14 protein-coding genes are annotated in these 20521 nt (G+C 61.4%); 7 read left to right on the top strand and 7 right to left on the bottom strand.

The window, feature by feature from the left end; genetic code table 11:
- Positions 1–570 precede the first annotated feature (570 nt).
- Both ACFMO7_RS02095 and ACFMO7_RS02090 read right to left on the bottom strand, forming a co-directional pair.
- Positions 571–729 carry a hypothetical protein gene (locus tag ACFMO7_RS02095; RefSeq protein WP_376793885.1) on the bottom strand — a complete coding sequence of 53 codons (159 nt, stop codon included), beginning with the start codon at positions 727–729 and terminating at the stop codon, positions 571–573.
- Between the two features lie 408 nt (positions 730–1137).
- Positions 1138–5280: a DUF6788 family protein gene (locus ACFMO7_RS02090; protein ID WP_376793884.1), complete on the bottom strand. Its 4143-nt coding sequence runs from the start codon at positions 5278–5280 to the stop codon at positions 1138–1140.
- An 862-nt stretch (positions 5281–6142) separates the two neighbouring features.
- Here ACFMO7_RS02090 and ACFMO7_RS02085 point away from each other — a divergent pair.
- From ACFMO7_RS02085 to ACFMO7_RS02070, 4 genes are all read left to right on the top strand, one after another.
- Positions 6143–6307 carry a hypothetical protein gene (locus ACFMO7_RS02085; RefSeq protein WP_376793883.1) on the top strand — a complete coding sequence of 55 codons (165 nt, stop codon included), beginning with the start codon at positions 6143–6145 and terminating at the stop codon, positions 6305–6307.
- A 39-nt stretch (positions 6308–6346) separates the two neighbouring features.
- Positions 6347–7270, top strand: a complete 924-nt coding sequence (locus ACFMO7_RS02080) for a PP2C family protein-serine/threonine phosphatase (protein WP_376793882.1) — start codon at positions 6347–6349, stop codon at positions 7268–7270.
- Positions 7271–7351: 81 nt separating this feature from the next.
- Positions 7352–8392 (top strand): RNA polymerase sigma factor RpoD/SigA, encoded by a 1041-nt coding sequence (locus ACFMO7_RS02075; RefSeq protein ID WP_376793881.1) that lies wholly within the window; start codon positions 7352–7354, stop codon positions 8390–8392.
- 448 nt (positions 8393–8840) lie between these two features.
- Entirely contained in the window at positions 8841–9248 is a 408-nt protein-coding gene (locus ACFMO7_RS02070; protein WP_376793880.1) for a response regulator, read from the top strand.
- A 155-nt stretch (positions 9249–9403) separates the two neighbouring features.
- On the opposite strand, the gene ACFMO7_RS02065 is transcribed toward ACFMO7_RS02070, so the two are convergent.
- From ACFMO7_RS02065 to ACFMO7_RS02045, 5 genes are all read right to left on the bottom strand, one after another.
- A complete protein-coding gene (locus ACFMO7_RS02065; RefSeq protein WP_376793879.1) occupies positions 9404–10663 on the bottom strand; it encodes a DegT/DnrJ/EryC1/StrS family aminotransferase in 1260 nt (419 codons plus the stop codon).
- Between the two features lie 224 nt (positions 10664–10887).
- The gene (locus tag ACFMO7_RS02060; RefSeq protein WP_376793878.1) at positions 10888–12978 is read right to left on the bottom strand and encodes a DUF2961 domain-containing protein; all 2091 of its coding nucleotides are present in this window, start codon (positions 12976–12978) and stop codon (positions 10888–10890) included.
- 461 nt (positions 12979–13439) lie between these two features.
- Positions 13440–14114, bottom strand: coding sequence for an SRPBCC family protein (locus ACFMO7_RS02055; protein ID WP_376793877.1), 675 nt, complete (start codon positions 14112–14114; stop codon positions 13440–13442).
- 219 nt (positions 14115–14333) lie between these two features.
- Positions 14334–16271 (bottom strand): baseplate J/gp47 family protein, encoded by a 1938-nt coding sequence (locus tag ACFMO7_RS02050; RefSeq protein WP_376793876.1) that lies wholly within the window; start codon positions 16269–16271, stop codon positions 14334–14336.
- Between the two features lie 86 nt (positions 16272–16357).
- The gene (locus tag ACFMO7_RS02045; protein ID WP_376793875.1) at positions 16358–17149 is read right to left on the bottom strand and encodes a 4'-phosphopantetheinyl transferase family protein; all 792 of its coding nucleotides are present in this window, start codon (positions 17147–17149) and stop codon (positions 16358–16360) included.
- A 1238-nt stretch (positions 17150–18387) separates the two neighbouring features.
- On the opposite strand from ACFMO7_RS02045, the gene lysW reads away from it, so the two are divergent.
- From lysW to argC, 3 genes are read left to right on the top strand one after another with little or no spacing between them, the layout of a single operon-like run.
- Positions 18388–18561 (top strand): lysine biosynthesis protein LysW, encoded by a 174-nt coding sequence (lysW, locus tag ACFMO7_RS02040; protein ID WP_376793874.1) that lies wholly within the window; start codon positions 18388–18390, stop codon positions 18559–18561.
- Positions 18562–18564: 3 nt separating this feature from the next.
- Positions 18565–19428, top strand: coding sequence for a lysine biosynthesis protein LysX (gene lysX / locus ACFMO7_RS02035; RefSeq protein WP_376793873.1), 864 nt, complete (start codon positions 18565–18567; stop codon positions 19426–19428).
- Complete coding sequence (gene argC, locus ACFMO7_RS02030; protein WP_376793872.1) at positions 19425–20486, top strand: N-acetyl-gamma-glutamyl-phosphate reductase; 1062 nt, start codon at positions 19425–19427, stop codon at positions 20484–20486. The genes lysX and argC overlap by 4 nt, the downstream gene beginning before the upstream one ends.
- Positions 20487–20521: the final 35 nt, after the last annotated feature.

Genomic DNA, 20521 nt, shown 5'->3' with positions numbered 1-20521 from the left:
CGTTGTATCGACAGGCGGGCCAGGCAGGTGCGGCTGGTGTGTCAGTGGGCCGGGATGGTGCTACGGGAGGTGGCCGTAGCCCGTGGCTCACTGGCTGTGGCACCCTGCCGGGGGCCTGAGCTAGCTCGCCATGTCTGCAATCACGACGAAGGGTGCGCTGATTAGTCGAAGTGAGACATCAGGCGCTTCCTTTCTCAGGGACGTTACTCTGAGAGGGACGAGGGCGATCCGATCGGTTGAGTGATCTTGACCTGGTCGCATCCTCGCCCGCTCAGGCAAGGGTTATGTCGTTTGCCCATGTGGGCTATGGGTAGCTCTGGCCGATGCGGCCCGTGGAAGGCGACTCTGCCAGGACGGCTGGAGCGACGGGCGCTGTTGCAGCCTCTGAGTGGCTGGGTGGTACCACGTGGCGCTCTGCGTCGCTCGCCGTCACTGCCACATCCCCCAGGACCACTGCCAGCAGCAGGACCAGCAAGCCTCAAGCACGGCAGCCTTTCAACGATGGTGACATTGTACGATCGCTGGCGGCTTGGTCAGGTGGCTCTCCTGGGTCAGAGAGCCGTCAGGCGATTAGGGGCTGCCGTACCACTGGTAGTGAGGTGTGACACTCAAGATATGGGCGAGGGCCTGGTGCTCGATCAGCGCTACGGCGCTCAGGGCAGCGGCCACAAGGAGCGCCAGCAGGACGATCAGGGTTACCAGTTGCTTCTTGCTGAGAGCGATATGCATTGCATTCCTCCTCGGCGGCGTGCAGGTTGACCGAAAAACAGGATGACTGATCTTAGTGTCTGAATAAGAAAGGCTGAAGCTGACTCTGTACTCTAAGGTTTTGGTCTGGGCTGGCTCACCTCCGACTTCGAGCAGCGGAGCGGGCGCTTTGGATAGACCTTGCCGCTGGCTACCACTATCTTGTCTCTTACAGAGCACTCTCACTTTTGTTATCTGTATCGTACCCTATCTTGGGGAGATGATGCCTGGAGTTTTTACCTGCGTGGAGAGGCAAATAACATAGCGGATGGAAGAGGGACATATCAGAACTACTGGATGTACAAGAGACGCTCTGCTGCTCTATAGCCGGATGCAGGCAGACAGCCAGGCGCATGACGCTCACAGGTGAATTGACCCAGGGTTGCAGGGTTAACTGCGGCGCTCTCCGCCACGGAACGATTCCAGCAGGTGATGGGTGGCTTCGTAAGCAAGCTTATCCTGGCAATCTCTGAAGAGGGCCAGGGCATCTCTAAGCTGGGGAAGGAATTTGGCCTTTGATAACCTGACATTTTTAGATGAAACAAGTAGAGATAGAAAGTATATCGAATGGCTGTACTCTATTTTTAGGCCCTTATTGTGCAGAGTACTTAGAGCCTGGTTGATCTGACGTTCTGCCTGCGCTCCTGCCCCTTGCGCTAGAAGGAGAGTCCCTTGTAAAAACTGAGCCTTTGTAAACTCCAGGACTCGCTCATGGGCGTTCAGCGTCGCCAGCAACTCGCTCGTGAGCTTATGGGCCTGTTCTAACTCGTTGAGCAGAAGGAGGACCTGAGCCAGAGCCAGCTTCCCCTCTATGAGGGTTTCGGATTCCAATTGTTCCAAAGCCAGAGCGCGCTCGAGAATCTGGCGAGCGCGCTTCAGACAATGCCTCGCCCTCCCAGCCGGGCTTTCACGACCAGGGGGCTGAAGGGCCTCTACTGGCCTGCGCGCCAGCTCGTACATGGCCTGGGTCAGACGCATAGTGCCCAGGGCGACGAGCGCGAAGCCAAGGCAAGGCTGCAGATTAAGGAAGATGGCTGCAGAGAGAGCCTTTCTCATGCTCTGGGCTGCCTCCTGGCTCTTCATTTGCCGCTGCAAGGTCGCGGCTAGAAAGGCGTTCCAGAAGCAGAGGTATATCCTGTCACTGGCCTTCTCGGCCATTCGCAAGCTTCTCTTAAACTCTCTCTCGGCCAGGTCGAGGCCCCCCAGCCTGGCGGCTAAAATGCCCAGGTTGCTGATAATCACAGCCTGCAGCAAGGTATCCCCCAGTCTTTCCGCCAGCATCAAAGCCCGGCGGAAAGCCGCCTGGGCCGCTGGCAGTTGGGCTATGCTCAGATGGGCGTGGCCGATGTTGCAACAGGCCGCAGCTATATCCCTATAGCGATTATATTGCTCAAATATCGTGAGAGCCATTTTTAGATGATAGAGGGCCTCTCTCGTCTGCCCAACGCTATTTAAGATTGAACCAAGCAGGCGATGGGTAAGAGCGACGTCGACTTGGTCTCCCATCAGGCTCGTGTTAATATTGGTCTGCCTGAGTGGTTTGTCTAAAGGAAGCCTGATAGATGCCCGCTCCAGGTTCTGCTCGAACAGCTGCAGGGCGCGATTGGCCTCCCGCAGAGCTAGCTGGTAATCACCAACTTGCCACGCGATATAACCGCGTTCGCGGTAAATGCTGGCCCAGGCGGGGCTTTTCTCGATCTGGAACTGTTGAAGGATCTGCGCGCTGCGCTCGCAGCAGTCGAGTGCCCGAGCGTTGTCGTTGGCATCGTACCAGGTCCAGCCGATCTCGACCCAGATCATCGCCTGATACTGAGCCTCGTAGAGGGCCTCCTCTGGAGACGCCGGCTGGCGCTGATAATTGCGCACCTCCAGCAGGCGCTCATAGAAATGGCGGGCCTCCTCTGGTCGGCTTTGCACCCGCAAAGAATAGGCCAGCAACTCATAGAGATCTGCCAGATGCAGGCGCTCCTCCTGGCTCCAGAGAGCCAGAGGACGCCCCTGCGAAGCCTGCAGATACTGAATCGCCAGGCGATAATAGTACTCCGCCTCGCCATAGGACGATAGGGCGTAGGCGTGGTCGCCCGCCAGCTCCGCATAGCGGCTAATCGCTGCCGCCTCGCCGCCGCCCTTCACCAGATGCTGCGTGATCGTCGCTGCCCCCTCCGCCTCGCGTCCCGCGTACTTGCGCTCCAAGACCAGGGCCGCTCGCCGATGCAGGCTGGCCCGACGCGCCCCCGACAACCGCTGGTAGAGATGCAGACCGAGCAATGGATGCCAGAAATGGTAGCTGATGCGCGTACCAGCCCCCTCCTCGACAAGCACACCCTCGTGCAGCGCCTCTTCCAGAAGATCGAGCAAGGTCGGCTCATCGATGTTGCTGCCCCCCAATTGCTCCAGTTGCAGTATCTCCCCAAACTCGAAAGCCCCCTCCAGTACTGAAGCATTGCTCAGCAAGCGCTGACAGGCCGAACTCAGGCGGCGCAAGCGTAGATCAAGCACCGCTGCAATCGTCTCCGGCAGCGGCAGCGTCCGCCCAAGCTCCTGCTGGGGCCTGCCGCCTCCCATTTCGGCCAGCAACTGTTCAACCAGCTCGGGGCTGGCGCCAGCCAGCGTGCGCGCCAGCTCCTCCGCAAAGAACGGGTTCCCGCCCGCCTGCTTCTGGATGTAATGCACCAGCGGCTCCGGCAGATGGGCCACCAGCGAGGCGATCTGCTCCTCGCTCAGCGGCTCAATCTCTAACCGCAGAGCCACCTGCTCCCGCTGCAAGTGAGGCAGCAACGTCCGCAGCGGATGCTCCTCCGGCAGCTCAGTATCGCGATAGGTAGCGATTACCATAATAGCCCGCTGCTGAAGATGGCGCACCAGATAAGCCAATAGCTCACAGCTGCTCGGATCGGCCCAATGCATATCGTCCAACACGACCAGCAGAGGCGTACGCTCACTAATCATCGTCAGCAGATCCAGGGTGGCCTCCCACAGGCGGCGCTGCTCATCCTCGGGCGAAAGGGGACTGGCAAACTCAACATGGGGCAAGGCATTCAACTCGGGAAGAAGAACACTCAGGGGTTGATAAAGCAAGGGGCGACGACTGATCTCCTGAACCTGCCAGAAGCCGCGGCTCTCGGCGTTGCGCAGCACCTCCGTCCAGGGCCGATAAGGAACATTACTTTCCTGGGCATAGACACGGCTCCAGGCGATCGCCCACCCCCGCTGCTGAGCTTCCCGTCCCACCTCCTCGGCCAGGCGCGTCTTGCCAATGCCCGCCTCGCCGGCCAGCAAAACACACTGAGCCTGACGCGGCTGATCGAAGGGAGAAATCAAAGCCCGCCGGCGGTTGCCCAGACGAACGCGGCGCTGCTGCTCGCACAGATGCATCACCGTGCGCAGCCTCTCCAACTCCTCTTCACGACCCACCAGCGGACTCTGATGCTGGCGGCCAACTTGCACCTGCGAACGCCCATCGCGTCCCTCCTGGCTGCGTCCCTCCACACCCAACAAGGCTGTCAGCGGCACCGGCGGCAGCCCCTTCACGCCGATCGAGCCGCGGCGCACCTCCTCATAGAGCCGACGGGTCTCCGCCAGCGGCTCTATATCATGCGCGCGCCGCAGAGCCTCGACCAGGCGGTGATAGACGCGCATCGCCTCGGCTCGCCGGCCCAGGGCTGTCAACGCGATAATCAGACGCTGGACCGCGGCCTCGTTCGTATCATCAGCCGCCAGCAAGCGGTCCATCGGCTCAATCACCGCGGCGTAGGCCTCGCGAGCCAGGCGCAGATCGGCCAGCTCCAGCAAAGCCCCCATCCAGTGGCGACGCAGCATATCGCGGCGCGTCACCACCCAGGCCACATCCGGCATCTCAGGCAACAGATCATTAGCGTAGAGGGCCACCGCCTCCTCAAGCAAATGCTCCCGCTCCGAAAGCGAGCGTTGCTCCTCGTGGGCCTGCGTCAACAACAGCTCGAAGGCATCGCTATCCGTCCAGATCTCATGCTGATCGGCCAGCGCCAGCCCCTCGTGTTCAGTGCGCAGCAGATGCGAGATCGAGGCCCGTGGAAGCGAAGGCTCCAAAATGCGGCGCAGCGAATAAACCGTCCGATCCAGGCGGGCTGCCGCCGTCTCAGGATCAAGTCCCGGCCAGAGCGCTTCCATAATCTGCTCGCGGCCGAGCTTGCGTCCCGGGCTCAGAAGCAGCAGAGCAAAGAGAGAGCGCTGACGGTGATGGTTCCAGCGCGCATCTTCGACAACCTGCCAGTTACGTCCCACGCGGCGCTCAAGCTCAAAGCGACCGAGCATCGAGACTCGGAGCACGGCGGGATCATCGTCCTGGGCGGGCCGCCCGGCGATCCACGTCTGGATCTGCTCAGGCTGAACATCGGGCGGCAGCGTCTTTCCAACGTAGCTGCGAGTGGTACGGCCATTCACCGTCTTGTAAGCGTACCAATAGGGACCGTGCCCGATGCCCGTATTACATTTACGGCAGCGTGGCTTGCCGCAGAAACTGATTTGTTGATGGTAGGTCACTTTTGTGCTCATGTGATGATCCCCTAGCGGCGGTTCCTACCGCCCTCTGAACTGCACCTTGCGGGAAAAAGGGATAGGCTGAGCTGCGAAAGGGAGCCTACCGGGACGCTTCAATCAACTCCCTCATTATACCTTATACCCCATTCTGCGCAAGCTGGCAGCAGGAGCGGGTCAAAAGGATAGCGCAGCTTCCTCGCCCACTTCGCCTGGCAACGCTGGCGCCCACCATGCCTGCACAGCAGAAGCCAGACCTCCAGGGCGCGTACGAGGCTCCATCAGACCAGGCCCATCCCAGACCACAAAACCCGGCGTCCTGGCGATGGAGCCACTGACCCGAGCCTGGCCCCTGGCCAGGCTGATCTCAACCGCCGATAACTCCGACCAGCCGGAGTCTCCCGCTCGCTTTACATAAGACTGGTATAAGACAGGACAGCTCTTTGTCTTCGGCTGAAGCCTGTTCCAGAGTCATCTGGAGTCCAGAGAGGCAGTCATCCGGGAACAGAAGCCTGGGACCTTGATCAAGCCCTTCAGGGGTCTCTATCATCCAAATGCGAGGCAAACATCTTGCGATTCTGAGACGCCAGTCAGAGCAAATCGTGCCCTATATTACGCCGTCCGGGGACCTGGGACACTCCTCAGCGGGCTTCTCCTTCCTCAAAGGCACCGGGCAGCAGCAGGCGCCTTATCTTACCAGGAAGCGATTGGGGAGGTTAGAAAAACCTCCAATCGGTATACTGCCCAGTGTCAGTGAGATCCTCGTCTGTCCATCTGTTCTTCTGCGCCCTGGGCGCAGTCAACAAAGGGGGGAAGACGACCCATGTGCGAGAGCGAGGTTGCACGGCTGCGATCGCAGATCGAGAAAGAACTGGAGGCTATGCAGAACGGTCTTTACGGGCTGGCTCTGGGCAGCGCCCGACATGAATTCATCCGGCGGCGCATGGACTGCCTTGGGGGCTATCAACAGCGCCTGGCGGGCCAGCTTGGCGAAGAGCAGGCCATGCAACTCATGTATGCCCTTTACGTCCAGGTAGTGGGCTAGCAGGAGTGATCGCTCGCGCGAGGAGGCGTGGACGCTGACATGAAAGAGCAGCTGCAGTCGAAAAACGAGGCGTCTCTACTTGCACACCTGCAGGCGTTCCCCGCGCTGGTAAGACAACTCACCGGGCCGGAGCGCCGATCTCCCCCGCGCCGCTGGCAGCGCGACCTGCCGCTGCGCCTGGAAGTAGGTACGGCCTGGCACCTGGGCGAAGGACGTCGTCCCGGCCCCAATGGGGATAGGCTGGTGGCCCTCCAGGGAACCTGTGTCTGCAACGAGCGCCTGCTCCCCTTCGGCCTCTTCATCGTAGCCGATGGGTTGGGCCTTGGCAATCGCGCCGACGACCTGAAAGCCAGCGCTCTGGCCGTCCAGGCCCTGCTCCATTTCGTCCTGCTGGGCCTGGCAGGCTACCGTCAGCTCAACGAGGAGCAGCTACCGAAGCTGCTTGTCGAAGGCATCAGGCGCGCGAACCAGACCGTCTATCTGCGCAGCATAGAAGAATGCACATATATGGTGACCGCATTGACAGTAGGGCTGATCGTTGAACTGACGGCCTATATCGCCAACGTAGGCAACAGCCGGGCCTATCGCTACCGAGAGCGTGAGGGCCTGGTGCAGATCACCCGTGACCACTCCCTGGCAGCGCGCATGGTCGAGACCAGCGTACTCACCCCGCAAGAGGCCCAGCGGCATCCCGAGCGTCGGCAGCTCTATCGCGGCCTTGGCAGCAAAGCCACTGTCGACGTCGAGTGCTTTAAGCTGAATCTGCAGGTCGACGATCGCCTCCTGTTCTGCTCTGACGGACTGTGGGAGGTTATCCACGATGCTCAGCTTCAAGAACTCCTCTGTCTGCCTGGCCTCTCCTCGGCTGAAATCTGCAACCAATTGGTGGGTCTGGCGCTCGACAGCGGGGGGCTTGACAACATCAGCGCCATCGTCGTGCAGGTGGCTCCCATAACCGCATGATCGCTGATGCATAGGACTACAACCTATTCCTGGTTCCTGAAAACCTATTTCTTGAGACAGAGCAAAGAGAGGAGTCTGTATATGGTCAGTGTGTTGCCTAAAACCGCATCCGCGTGCGTTGTCATTGGCACTGGACCGGCTGACGATGAGGAATTGCGCCTACAACCGCGCTTTGTGGAGCGAGCCTTTCTTGACATCAAGGATGACAAGACATCCTGGCAGCAGGAGCAAGACATCCTCTGTCTGCGCGATTCCCGTCAGATGTACAAGCGCGAGATCGGGCGCACCCGGCAGCTTAGTCCTGAGGAAGTGACAGCCCTGGCCCGGCAGATGGAGCGTGCGCGTGAGGAGCGCAGGAAGGCCCATCCTGACCCATACATTCTTGCCCAAGGAGAGGAGGCCAAGCGGCAACTCATCGAATCCAATCTGCGTCTGGTTGTCAGCATTGCGCGCCGATACGTGGGTCTGGGGATGGACCTCATGGACCTGGTCCAGGAAGGCAACATTGGCCTGATCCACGCCATTGAAAAATTCGACTATCGCCGGGGCTACAAATTCAGCACCTATGCCACATGGTGGATCAAGCGAGCCATGTCACATGCCCTGGCCAAGCAGGCCCATACCATTCGCGTGCCCCTCTACAAGCGCGAAGAACTCAAGCGGCTTACGCAAGCCCGTCAGCGCTTGCAACAAGACCTGGAGCGTGATCCCACGACCGAGGACCTGGCGGAGGAGCTGGATCTCTCGGAGCGGCAGGTCCTTGCTCTGCTGCAGGCCAGCGAGGAGACCCTCAGCCTTGACTCCCCAGCCACCAGCTCAGATGACGAGATCCCCTTCAGGGACACCATTGAAGACGACATCGCCTATTCTCCCGAGCAGGTCGTCATCAGCCAGATGCTTGAAACGCACATCAAGGAGGTCCTGCAGAGCCTTAGCCCCAACGAGCGGCGGATTATCTGCCTGCGCTATGGTCTCCAGGGGGCCCGCGAGCACTCTCTCAAGGAAGTTGGGCGCAAGCTGGGAGTCACGCACGAAGCCATCAGGCAAGCCGAGGCCAAAGCCCTGCGCAAACTGGCCGAGCCTTGTCGCAAGCGCATGCTCGAAGAATTTCTGGTTCCCTGACGGAGTAGCCCATGGCCGGTTGCTGGCGCTCTGAGCTGGGCCAGGAGACAGGACAGGCCACCTGAGCACTCTGTTAGACCTCTCTCCTGGCCCGGCTGACCCGTCCTGCCACCCTTGTTGAGAGAAGAGCAGCGAGGAGAGGGCCAGATAGAGGACGACCTCGACTCGCACCGAGGCCGGGCCCAGTCTTCACAGGGCAGGCCCGCGGCCAGCCTTTCCGCTGCAGCGTCCGTTGGATCCACTACAAGACGTCCACTCCGCTCTGAGCCAGACAGGCGATCGCCTTCAAAAGATCAGGAGGCAGCTTCTGGAAGGCCGCCGGCGAGAGCAAGATAGGAGAGCAGCCTTCCGCCAGGACGATTGACCGGTAAGGGCCAGATCGCTCGGCTCCAGGCCAGCCTGCCGGCGATTAGACCCTGTTGCCAGTTCGAGGAAAGGGCAGGCCACAATGGGCAAGCTTGTCATGGTGATCGACGACTCATTGCCGGTGCGCAAGATCGTCGAAGTATGTTTGCGACGCCAGGGCATCGATTGCCTGACCTATGCGGATGGCATAGAGGCCATCAGAACGCTAGCCAAGCAGCGTGATCTTTCCCCCGATCTTGTGCTCCTCGACATCGCTTTACCCCGTCTGAGCGGCTATCGTATTGCGCAGATCCTCAAGGCCCGTCGCTCGCGACGCCCAGTCATCATCATCCTCTCGGGCTACGATGGCGTGCTAGATCGCCTCAAGGGACGGCTGGCGGGGGCCACCGCCTATCTGACCAAGCCCTTTCGGACCGAAGAGCTGCTGGCCGTCATCAAGACCCACCTGGGTGAGGCCGAGGTTCCTTCTCAACAGGCCCATCCTGAGTAAGTCAGCAGGGGAAAAAAGGAGAGGGGCAGCGCCGGGGCAAGAGAGACGGCGGGAGAGGCAGAGAACAACCTTGCCCCGGCGCTCTAACTGCCCATCCTCTGGTGAGGGGGCCTGGCAGCCAGACAGACGGGCAGACAGACAGACAATTGTTTCGCTTATGGGCAGTGGCTCAGCACCTCCTCGATGCGGGCAACCTCGTCCTCGCTAAGCTCGGGATAGCAGGGAATGGCCACCAGTAAGCGAGCGATCTCGCGCGCTTGCTCGCTGGCGACGAGGCGGCAGGGAAGCAGACCCTGGCGATAGAGTGGCTGATCCGGGACGACGCTGTAAGTATCGGCAACCTGGATACTCGCCGCCCGCAGGCGCGACTCCAGCAGGTGGCGAGCCTCCAGCGTGGGCGCTTTGACCATGTAGTTGAAGAAGGCGTGGCCGCGGCCAGGTGCAACGTAGGGGGGCGTGAAGGAGGTGCCGGCCAGTGCGGCGTTATAGCGGGCGGCAATCTGCCGTCGACGGGCTACCCAGCTATCAAGATAGCGCAGCTGAGCCAGGCACTCGGCGGCAGAATACTCGTCCATGCGGGCCCGGATGCCCCAGGTCTGATGCTCGTAGCGCTGCCGTCCCAGGCGACCCGTATTGCGCCAGGCACGAGCCTCGCTCGCAAGCGATGGCAGGCGGGAGCCGAGGCGTGTGGTCAGCGTCAACAGGCCCGCGTCGCCGCCCATTGAGCCGATATTTTTCACGTCACTGAGCGAAAAACAGCCGCAGTCGCCCATGCTCCCCGCGGGGTAAATATGCTGCGTCCGGGGATCACTATAGGTCGCGCCGTGAGCCTGGGCGGCATCCTCGATGACGAACAGGCCCCGCTCGTCGGCCAGGTCCAGCAGAGGGCGCATATCGGCCATCTGTCCAAGCATGTGAACGGCAATGATGGCCCCTGTACGCTCGCTCAGAGCGGCTCTGACGCAGGCCGGATCGATAGTATAGGTTTGGGGATCGATATCCACAAAGACGGGAATTAGACCGCCCTTGGCCAGCGCTCCGCTCTGGGGATCGATGGCGAAGGCATCGTTGACCGCATAAGCGGTCATAACGAACGTATAGGAAGGAACGATGACTTCCGTTCCCGGAGGCAGATGCAGGAGTTCGCAGGCGGCGCGCAAAGCGGAGCTACCGCTATTGACAGCGATTGCATCCGCCACCTGAAGATAGGCCCTAAAAGCCTCCTCCAGGCTCTGGACGCGAGGTCCATTGGTGTGGCTGCCGCTCTCGACTGCCTCTTCCACGATCTCGGCCACCTCCTGCTGAAGGGCGCTCAGTCGCTGCAGTAGGCGGCGCCCGTTACCCTGAGCTGGAATCACTGGTCGGGCCTCGCTCGAGGTAGCGGCTGCTGGAGCGTAAGAAACTGACTGGCTCATAATCCTGCCTCCTTGCGGCGCGGCCTACCATGTAGGCCGCGGTGGACGCAATGGTGGTTGTGCTCAAGATAAGCGCTTCCGTCGTAACGATAGCCTACCATGATCTGCCATCCAATGCCTGTGATTTCTACCCGGGTTATGGTGAAAGGATGTCGGTATTACTGGATGCAAGGCGCATGTGGGGGGCACAGATGTTTGAGCCGCCGCAGGCAGAGGGGACGAACCTAGGGCAGGAAGCTATATGCCTGATAGCGGAAGGCCGTCCAGACTAATGAGGGTGCCTGGCTCACGGAGACAGGGACAAGGCGCACATTGATGAGGCGTTTGCCCGCCGTCAACTGGGCCGGCAGCGGATAGTCTTCCTCGCGCCAGCAGTGGCGAAGAGAGCCAGGAGGGCCGTGGTTGGCAACTCCCGGGCTGTACCAGATCCCGGCGAAGGCCCCGTCGACGTAGACAGCGGCGCTCTGATTGGGCGAGCAGTAATCGAACAGACGGCGCAGGAAGGCACCGACATTGTTGGCTGCCAGATGGAAGCTGAAGGAGAGTGTCCCGCCGGCGGCGCTGACGGTACCGCTGGCGGCAGTTGCTCCTGGTTGATAGATCGCAGCCGCCTGCAGCTGATAGAAATGCTCATCCTCAGCCTGGTAGCCATGCTGGAAACGGCTGGCCGCCTGTGCTGGAAAGAGCGTATCGCTGAGGAAGGCCGTCGGACGAGGGGTCCCATACCAGAGCAGAAGGGCGCGGTAGGGATAGGGGCTCTGGTTGTGGCTGCCATGTCCCAGGCGAAAGACCAGGCGACGGTTGAACGGAATGCTGTCAGCCACCAGGAAGCGATAAAGGGCGGCCCCATCGTGCTCACTGCCGGGCGGATTATTCTCGCCGGAAGGGAAACCGCCCAGAGGCAGGCTGGTCTGATGACCGCCATGCCAATAGTCGCCGCCCAGGCCCCACTCCTCGGTGCCGGTGACCTCGATCTGAGGAGTCAGGCTATCGTCGAGAGTAATCTCTGGATTCCCCTCCAGGGTCCCGTCGGGACGCCAAAAATTGATGACCGTGCCCACGAGTTTCCCGCTGCCACGGACGTCCAGCAAGGTCAAAGCCTGGCCCTGTGGCGGATGGCTGACGCTGGTGTAGGTGGCATGGAAGGTTCCCCACCAGGCTCGAGGATCAGGAAAAGGCTCCAGGGAGACGCTCCAGTCCACGGCAGTCAGGCGTTGGGGGGCCTGCAGCACAAAGCGAGCGCTGCTGGCAAAGGGCATCGGCCAGAAGAGGCTGAAGGTCATCATTGGCCGATTTGCCGGGCCCTGGCTCTGGATCGTCGCCAGCCAGCCGGCCACCAGGGGACGGCCTGCCGGCTGGTAGAGGCCAGCGCCATCGCCTGCCAGGAACTTCAGCGGGGCAGCTACCGCGGGCAGCCGCTCACCATCCCAGAAGATCGACAGCCAGCTCTTCCCGAAGGCGACCGCCTCGCTCAGTGGCACGCGAAACCTCAGTTCACGGACCTGGGCCGGTCCTTGCAACCTGAGAAAGGTCACGTCCTTTCTAGCGGGCAGTTCTAGCCTGCCGCTCTGCTGCTGCAGTGAGGTGCTGGCCGACAGCGTTGCGGCCTGAGAGCTGGCAAGCATAGCGGCCAGACTGCCTATACGGCTGCCTGAGCAGTCTGCGAGAGCGGTCCCCCAGGGAAGGCGCCGGTAGAGAGCATAAAAATTGCCATTAGGGCGCGTTGTGCTGAGGGTCAGGCGTTGAGCGAAAGGCAGTGGCAGCGCAACAATGCTGCTTCCCTCATCCTCGCTCGGGTTGAGAGAAAGCGGGTAAGGAAAGCGGCTGGCCACCCCAGACGCGGGTTGGCGCTGCCCTAAATCGCTGGCTGAGAACCTTAGCCCCTCGCCGTCGCGATAGAGCAGCCAGGGAGAGCCAAACGTCTCCTGCATACGGGCGAACGTCAGAAGACCCGGACCGAGAGCATCGAAGAGTACACGTCCACCCCCAGGGAGCGTACGCAGGTAGTGGGAAGCGTCGGCGTTCCTGCCAAAGAGATCGGCAGTGGACAGGCCCAAAGTGCGATCGCCAATCTCCAGGTAGGCCAGCTTATCGACAAAGCGATAGGCGGCCAGACCCAGGTAGAGGGGAGGAGTGCGCCCAGGGGAGAGAGAGAGGGCCGTACAGTTGCCTGCCGTGGAGGGGAGACCCGTGGCTGAGCTGCCGACGAGGGTGATCAGGAGCAGCGTCAGCAACAGGAGCAGCAGTATAGGCGCCAGCCTGCGACCGCTCCTGAACTCTCGATCCCCGTACTCACCAGGCGGCTGCACTCTCATCGCAGAAGCTTTCCTTCTGTATCGTCTCTTTTTCCCCAAGCGGGGAAAGAACTCGTTTTTTTCTCTTACCGCAGCAGTTGGCAATCCAACCAGCAGTCTGGCCGCTACCAGCGCAAGGCCTCTTCCCTTTGCCGGAGCAGCCACAGGCACCGCAGGCCGGGATAGGTTCCTGCGCGCCGTCCAGTGTGATGCGAGAAGCGCTGCTCAAAGCAAGCGAGCTTTTGTCTCGTCTGGCGACGCGGCATGGTCTTTATTGAAAACTGAGCCTGTTTATCCTTTTTCGCGCCTATCCTGTTCTTGAGGATAACGATTTCGGCAAAGCTTGTCAAGCGGCGAGCGGTGAAAGAGAGGAAGCAGAGAGCAAAAAGAGGCGCCGACCATCTCTGAGGTGGCGCCTCTGGTCTGTAGTCTCTTGGTTCGCCATGGGCAGGCAAAGTGGAGCGAGCAGTCCTTAAAACGGCTCAGGCGCGCAGTGAGCGCAGGCGAGGCAAAGCCCGGACTGCTTGCTGGCGAATCTCGCGCGCCCGAGCGCGGGCCTCGTGCAAGCGACTCGCGGGCACGATGCGCGCTACGGGTGTTGAACGCTGGCGGCGTTGCTGAATGAGGCGAATGACCAGCGGTACCGCGATGATCAAGGCCAGCAGCGGGAGAACGAGCAGCGGACCCGGTGCGCGGCGCTCCTCGGGGGGACGCCCTTCGGCCACAGCCGCCAGCGAAGCCAGGGTCTGATCGTAGATCCGTCGCAGGCCGAGGGGGGCGAAGAGGCGCTCAAAGAAACCCCTGAGGCCACTGCCTCCCTCCCACATCGTCGCGATCCGTACCTGAGCCCGTTGCCCGTCGTCTAGCGGCACCACTGTCCAGGTCGTGACCAGCGAAGAATTAAGGTCGCTCTCCGTCAAGGTCTGGCCCCGTACCGGTTCACTGACGCGCATGCGGTAGAGGCGTTCCCGTCCCCCAGCGCGCAGGCGGAAGCTGACTACCGTGCCCTCGCCCTGGGCTCCCTGCTCGACACGATAGTCTTGAAAATTAGCCGGTAGAATCTGAGGGTGGCGCCCTTTGTAGTCCGCTAAAATCGCGTAGATATCCTCGGGCTTGCCAGGAATGACCTTTTCACTTTGAACAATAATCCGGCTCACAGAACTCTACTCCTTTCCTGGTCCAGCTCTACACCGTCGTCCTAACGAGCATATATGCTGATCCGTCACTTTCCTCTCTGCTCTCAGTATGGACACGCCCCACGACAGACCAATGTATATATAGCGATATACCTGGAGAGAAAGAGACAACCAAAGACAGACTCCGCAATACCCCTGCCAGAGAGGCGGAATGCTCCGAGAGGGGGCTGTGATCGTCCGTCAGGGAAGAGTCGGCGTGGCCGGGGCTGGCAAAGCCGTGGACGAAGGAGAGGGCGTCGCTGGGGGAGTACTGGTACTGCTACTGATGGGCTGGGCCGGCTCGGGCACCACCGACGGCTGGGCGGTGCCTGCAACAGAAGAGACCGTTGGCAGCGGCGATGCCTGCAAGCCACTGACCGTGGCCACGCGAACGGTGATTGAGTTGGCGTCGTCAGGTAGGCGGCTGCCGCTGCCGCTGAGCGCGATCGAGGCGCTCTTGATACCCGGTTGCTGCCTGAGCAGAGCCAGGGCCTCATCTCTCGTCTTCCCCTTGATCAGACTCGCCAGACGTTGCCGCTCCAGGCTATCGAGACGGTAGACCCATATCCCTTCGGCCTGCACGCGGAGACTGATCAGACCCTGCTGCTGCCCATCCAGGGAGACCGACACGATGCTTGTGGCGATCTGGCCCGCCAGGCTATAGCGTGGTCCTGGATGACGCAAGGCGTCATTGGCAAGCAGACTGGCAGCCAAAACGCGAGCTTCCACCTGGTCGTAGACCTCGCCGCTGCAGATGACGCTGACCGTCACTGTCACCGCGGGCACGCGATCGCCCGCCTGGTGATCGGTGCTGGTCAAAGTCGGACACCGGGTTTGACCTGCAAAGCGCTCGTTGGCTGCAGCCCGAGACTGGAGATCTCGCTGGGCCGCTGCGATCAGGCTGGCCTGAAGCGCCATGCTGGCTTGATCGATGTCGCTTTGTTGAACGTACGTATAGGGCTGGGGATCGCTCCCTCCGCTGAAGGCCAGAGGATTTTGCACGGTGATACCATTGCCGCAGCAGGCAACGGCCCGGAAGTCGAAAGCTGGAATATTACCCTGGCTGCCCGGCTGGATAGCATGGGCCGGAACGCTGGCGCTAGCCTCCATAGGAGGCATGGCTGCCGCCAACTGGGCCGTCTCATCGGTCATCACCTCGACCCCACTTTGATCGCTCAGGACAGTCCCTTTCGGCACGCTTTGGGGCACGGGCAGGGCATTGTAGAAAGTAAGAACGCCCTCGGCCCGTGAAGCGGGCCTGACGCCATGCCCACTGGCTGGCACCTGGCGGCTCTGACGCAATTCGGCAGAGGCCAACAGTCGGGCGCTGATCTGGTGACGGGCAGGATTGGCCGGGAGACCAGGTTGTCCGCTCAGCGTATAGAGCTGCTTGAGAGGGCGCGCCTCCGGAACAAGGGTGACACTGGCAGCGGTGGCCGCCCCGCCAAAGAGCTGGGTCAGCGGGATCACGACCAGACTGGCCAGCAGGAGCAGCCCAATGGCTATGCCAGAGAGTAACCAGCCTCGTCGACTGGCCAGGGGACCCCAGCGGGCCTGGTTCCCGCGTGTGAACAGAGGAGGTAGACGACGACTGACTGCCGGTAGGAGGGAAGGCAAGGCTCCTCGTGGGCCAGAGGGGACCGCTGGTTGTTCAGCTCCTGGGATAGCTGGAGCTGGGCCGGCTGACGTCTCAAGGTCCGCCGGTGGCTCTGCCTCCCTGGCGGAGGCTGGCTTGGGGAGCGACTGGGGCTGCTCGCCGGGAGGCTGGCTCTCAGCTTCAGCCAGCGCGGGCTGTTGCAGGCGGACTGCCGCAGCATAGTCTCCTAGCGAGGGGTAGAGCGGAAAGCGCTGCTGGCGTGCGTAACTGGCTACTTTCGAGCCGGGCTGGACAACAATGATGATCTGGCTCTGCAGCTCGCGCTGCAGCTCCCGCAGCCCTTCAAAATCGACCTTGCGGTAGAAAGACTTGTTCTCGGCTGGCAGAAGCAGAACGATGTGCCCGCGTCCCAGCTTCTCCTGGGTCAGAATGGCGGTGAGCACGCTCTGGCGCGTATCGTCTGGTCGCACCTCGATAATGCCGATCGTCTGGCTGCGCAGGATCTCTGGCTGGGGCTGCTCAGCGCTGTTGTACTCTTTCATCGCTCATGCCTCCTTGCTCTCTGCCAAGCCCAGCGCAGGCTCGTAGTAGCTTGCTGCCTGGATTATGGACTTGAACGCTTGCTTTGTCAAGTAGCAAAAGGAGAAAACTCGTGACTGTTCCAGCGTAAATACTCTACATGATCAATATGACCCTCGACTGCCAGCGCGGCAGTGTAGGACGGGGACGGCTCGAGAGACAGCAAAGACCAGCGCTGGGGAGCCTGAGGATCTTCGGAGCTGGCCAGCAATCTAGGGGGAGAGTCGGAGGTCAGCGAGACCTCGAAGGCGGAGAGCGAGAGCGAGAGGCCCTGACCGCGGGCCTTGACATAGGCCTCTTTGCGCGTCCAGCAGCGGAAAAAGGCCGCTCGCTTCTCTTCATGGGCCAGGTTGAGGAACGTGCGATACTCTGAGGGCGCGAAGTAGCGGGCGGCAAGCTGCTCCAGCTCGTCCTCTGGGAGCGGGCGCAGAAATTCAAGGTCAACCCCAATAGCGCGCTCGCACGTCAGCGCATAGAGGGCAAGCCCCTCGGAGTGCGACAGATTGAAAGTCAGGGCTGGTCGAGAGCTAGCTGGCGCGGGTTCCAGCTCTGGCTTCCCCCAGGGATTGGTGCGCAGGCGCAGCTCCTGGGGCCCAAGCCCAAGGTAGCGGCTCAGGATGAGGCGCAGGATCGCCCGCGCCGCCACAAACTCTCGGCGGCTCTCCGCTGAGAGAAAACCAGCAGCACGTTGCTGCTCGTCGGGGGCCAGCACTGCAGCCAGGCGCGCCACCGTGGCTGATGGGAGGGCCAGCGAGGTGCACCAGAGGTGGACCTCGCCAGGTGCAAGATAAAAATCAGTTGGTCTCGTCGGCCAATCCTGCCAGGTAAGAACGCTGCTCATCCAGAGGTCCCTTCCTTCTCCGGCGCCAGGTAAGAAGTGGGGCGTCGCAGGCTCGCGGCCAGCCTCTCATTGGAAGCTGGCGGGCGCCTTGCCAGGGCTTGCTTGTCTTGGTTTACTCCCCACTCATTACAGACGCGGCGGCGGGGCTAGCTGTTGCAGGGCTTGCCTCGACTGAACAGGAGAAAGCAGATGCGAGGCATGCTTCCCATTGCTGCCAGCCGGCTAGAGAGCTGGCTGTACTACGAAAGTCTTTTTCTGGACTTGACAGCAGCGGCAAAACATGGTATAAATCCCAAAAAAGCAACCCATCCTAAGCGCGAAAGGCGTCGCGGGATGAGTAGCGGCCCGGCCGCATCCAGAGAGCGAACGGCTGGTGAGAAGTTCGTATGCCGGTGGGTCGTGAAGAAGGTCCCGAAGCCGCGAGAAGAAATCGTCCGCGCGTTCGTTGCCTGGGCGGCGGACGAGAGTAGACCTCTGCCGGAAGCCCCCGTTAACGGGCAGGAGTGCAGTCTCGCTCACATGGACTCAGAGTCTCGATGAGGAGTCGGTGAGCCAGAACGTTGCACTTGCCGAGGTCGCTACCGCGAGGTAGCGGCGAATGAAGGTGGTACCACGAGAGCCACATCTCACTTGTGCTCTTCGTCCTTTCGGGGATGAAGAGTTTTTTTGTTGCCAGGCTCCTCTGGCGGCGGATGGGCCATCTGGCCTGGTCTGGCCGTCCCCGCCGCGGGCGGAGGAGCGCGCGACGAAAAGGAAGGCAGCAGGATCCTGACGGCGGGAGCCTGCACGGTAGTTCAGAGACCGCGCTGTTTGCTGGTGTCGGTCATTGCTCAACAACTCACATAGGAGAGGGCGCTGAAGGGGACAGGTAGCGGTTCCTCCGATAGCCAGAGAGCGAGCGGCTGGTGGAAAGCTCGTCTGTCGTGAACCGCGAGAAAGACCCTGGAGCTGCGAGAAGAAATCGTCCGCGCGTTCGTTGCCTGGGCGGCGGACGAGAGTAGACCTCTGCCGGAGGCCCCCGTTAACGGGCAAGAGCACGCTGAGGTGCTCGCTGAGGCCGGTGCGCAGGAGTGCCGGCGAATGAAGGTGGTACCGCGAGAGCTATCGACTGCAATCAGTGACGCTCTTCGTCCTTCAAGCTGAGAAGGGGCGAAGAGCGTTTTTGTTTAGATATCGTTGACGGTCATCTCTGAAAAGGAGAGCTGAATTAAGAAGGCAGCCAGTCAGGAGGAGAGAAGATGAGTCAGTTGATCGCGCTCTGTCCAGAATGTGAGGCAGAAATTGATCTGCAGAACAGGCTTGTAGGCGAGATCGTCTATTGTCCCGATTGCAATGCCGAGCTGGAGGTCACCGACCTGGACCAGCCGGCGGTGGCGCTGGCGCCGCGTGTTGAAGAGGATTGGGGTGAATAGACCATGAGGCTGGCAATTCTGACCTCGCGCATTCGGGTTGAGGAGAAGCTGCTGATCGAGGCAATGCGCCAGCGCGGCATTGCCTTCGACCTGCTCAACGATGGCGAGCTGCTGCTCGATCTGGCGCGGCCCGATGAGCGCTGGCGCTCCTACGATGCCGTACTCTGTCGCAGCGTAAGCCAGTCCCACGGCCTGGCCGTGGCCCAGGTCCTGGAGAGCTGGGGACTGCGCGTCTTCAATCGCCCGGCCACAACGGCTATCTGTAACGATAAGCTTCAGACCACGCTGGCCTTGCTGCGCGCGGGCATCCCCACGCCGCGCACGCTCCTGGCCTGCAGCGCCGAGAGCGCTCTGCGGGGGATCGAGGCATTGGGCTATCCGGCGGTCATCAAGCCAACTACTGGCTCCTGGGGGCGCCTCCTGGCCCGTGTCAACGATCGCGACGCCGCTGAGGCCGTGCTGGAGCATCGCGAGACGCTCGGCTCCTATCAGCATCACCTCCACTACATCCAGGAGTACGTGCCTAAGCCGCAGCGCGATATCCGGGCCTTTGTCGTAGGAGAGCGCACGATTTGCGCCATCTATCGCACAAGCGAGCACTGGATCACTAATACAGCCCGCGGTGCGCAGGCCAGCAATTGCCCAGTCTCCCCCGAGCTTGATGCCCTCTGCGTGCGGGCCGCCCAGGCGGTCGGCGGTGGGATTTTGGCCATCGATCTCTTAGAGGATGAAGAGCGTGGCCTGCTGGTTAACGAGATCAACGCGACGATGGAATTTCGCAATAGCATTGCCCCTACGGGGGTCGATATTCCCGGCGCGATGCTGGACTATATCGAGCAGTACGTGATGCAAGGAGCGGAGCGATGAGTCAGGTGCGTGTGGCGATCGTGGGCGGCTCGGGCTATACGGCGGGTGAGTTGTTGCGCCTGCTGCTCTTCCATCCCCGGGTGGAGATTGCCCAGGTAGCTTCGGAGAGCCATGCTGGCCAATACGTTCATAGCCGGCATCCCAATCTGCGCAAGCTCTGCGGCCTTCGCTTCTGTCATTCTGATGACCTATCGACCTGCGACGTCCTCTTTCTCTGCCTGCCGCATGGAGCGGCGATGCAGGCTATTGAGCGCTATCGCGCGCTGGCGCCAGTGGTGATCGACCTCTCGGCGGATTTTCGCCTCCGCTCACCCGAGCTTTATGCGCGCTGGTATGGGAAGGAGCATCCGCAGCCGGAGCTACTAGCTCAGGCCGTCTATGGCCTGCCCGAGCTGCATCGGCAGGAGTTGCGCGAGGCCACGCTCATCAGCGGCACAGGCTGCACGGCCACCGCTGCCATTCTTGGGCTTGCCCCGCTCTACCGGGCGGGCCTTGTTGAGCCGAGACTGCCCCTGGTGGTCGAGGCAAAGGTTGGTTCCTCGGCGGCAGGTGCCACCCCAGGTCCGGGTAGTCACCATCCCGACCGCAGCGGGGCGGTGCGCTCCTTTCAGCCGACTGGTCACCGCCACAGCGCCGAGCTGATCCAGGAGCTGGGGGCGTTGGCTGGTGGTTCCTGGCAGCAGACCTTAGCCTTTTCGGCGACCGCGGTCGAGCTGGTGCGCGGCGTGCTGATCACTGCCCACGTCTTTTTGACTGGCGATCTGGATGAGCGGGCTATCTGGCGTCTCTATCGGGAGGCTTACCGCGATGAGCCATTCATTCGCCTCGTGAAGGAGCGCAGTGGCGTCTACCGCTATCCTGAGCCGAAGATTCTGGCTGGTAGCAACTACTGCGACATTGGCTTTGAACTCGATGCTGCCCAGCGCCGCCTGGTGGTTATGGCCGCGCTGGACAACCTGGTGAAGGGAGCCGCCGGCAACGCCGTGCAGGCGCTCAATTGTCGCTTTGGCTGGGATGAGACCCTGGGGTTGACGTTCCCGGGGCTGCATCCGATCTGATCTGAGGTCCGTTCGCTCATCAGAAGAGAACGAAG

The organism is Thermogemmatispora sp., from assembly GCF_042408735.1.
In the GTDB taxonomy this organism is placed as follows: Bacteria; Chloroflexota; Ktedonobacteria; order Ktedonobacterales; family Ktedonobacteraceae; genus Thermogemmatispora.
This window is presented reverse-complemented; position numbering and strand designations above follow the sequence as displayed.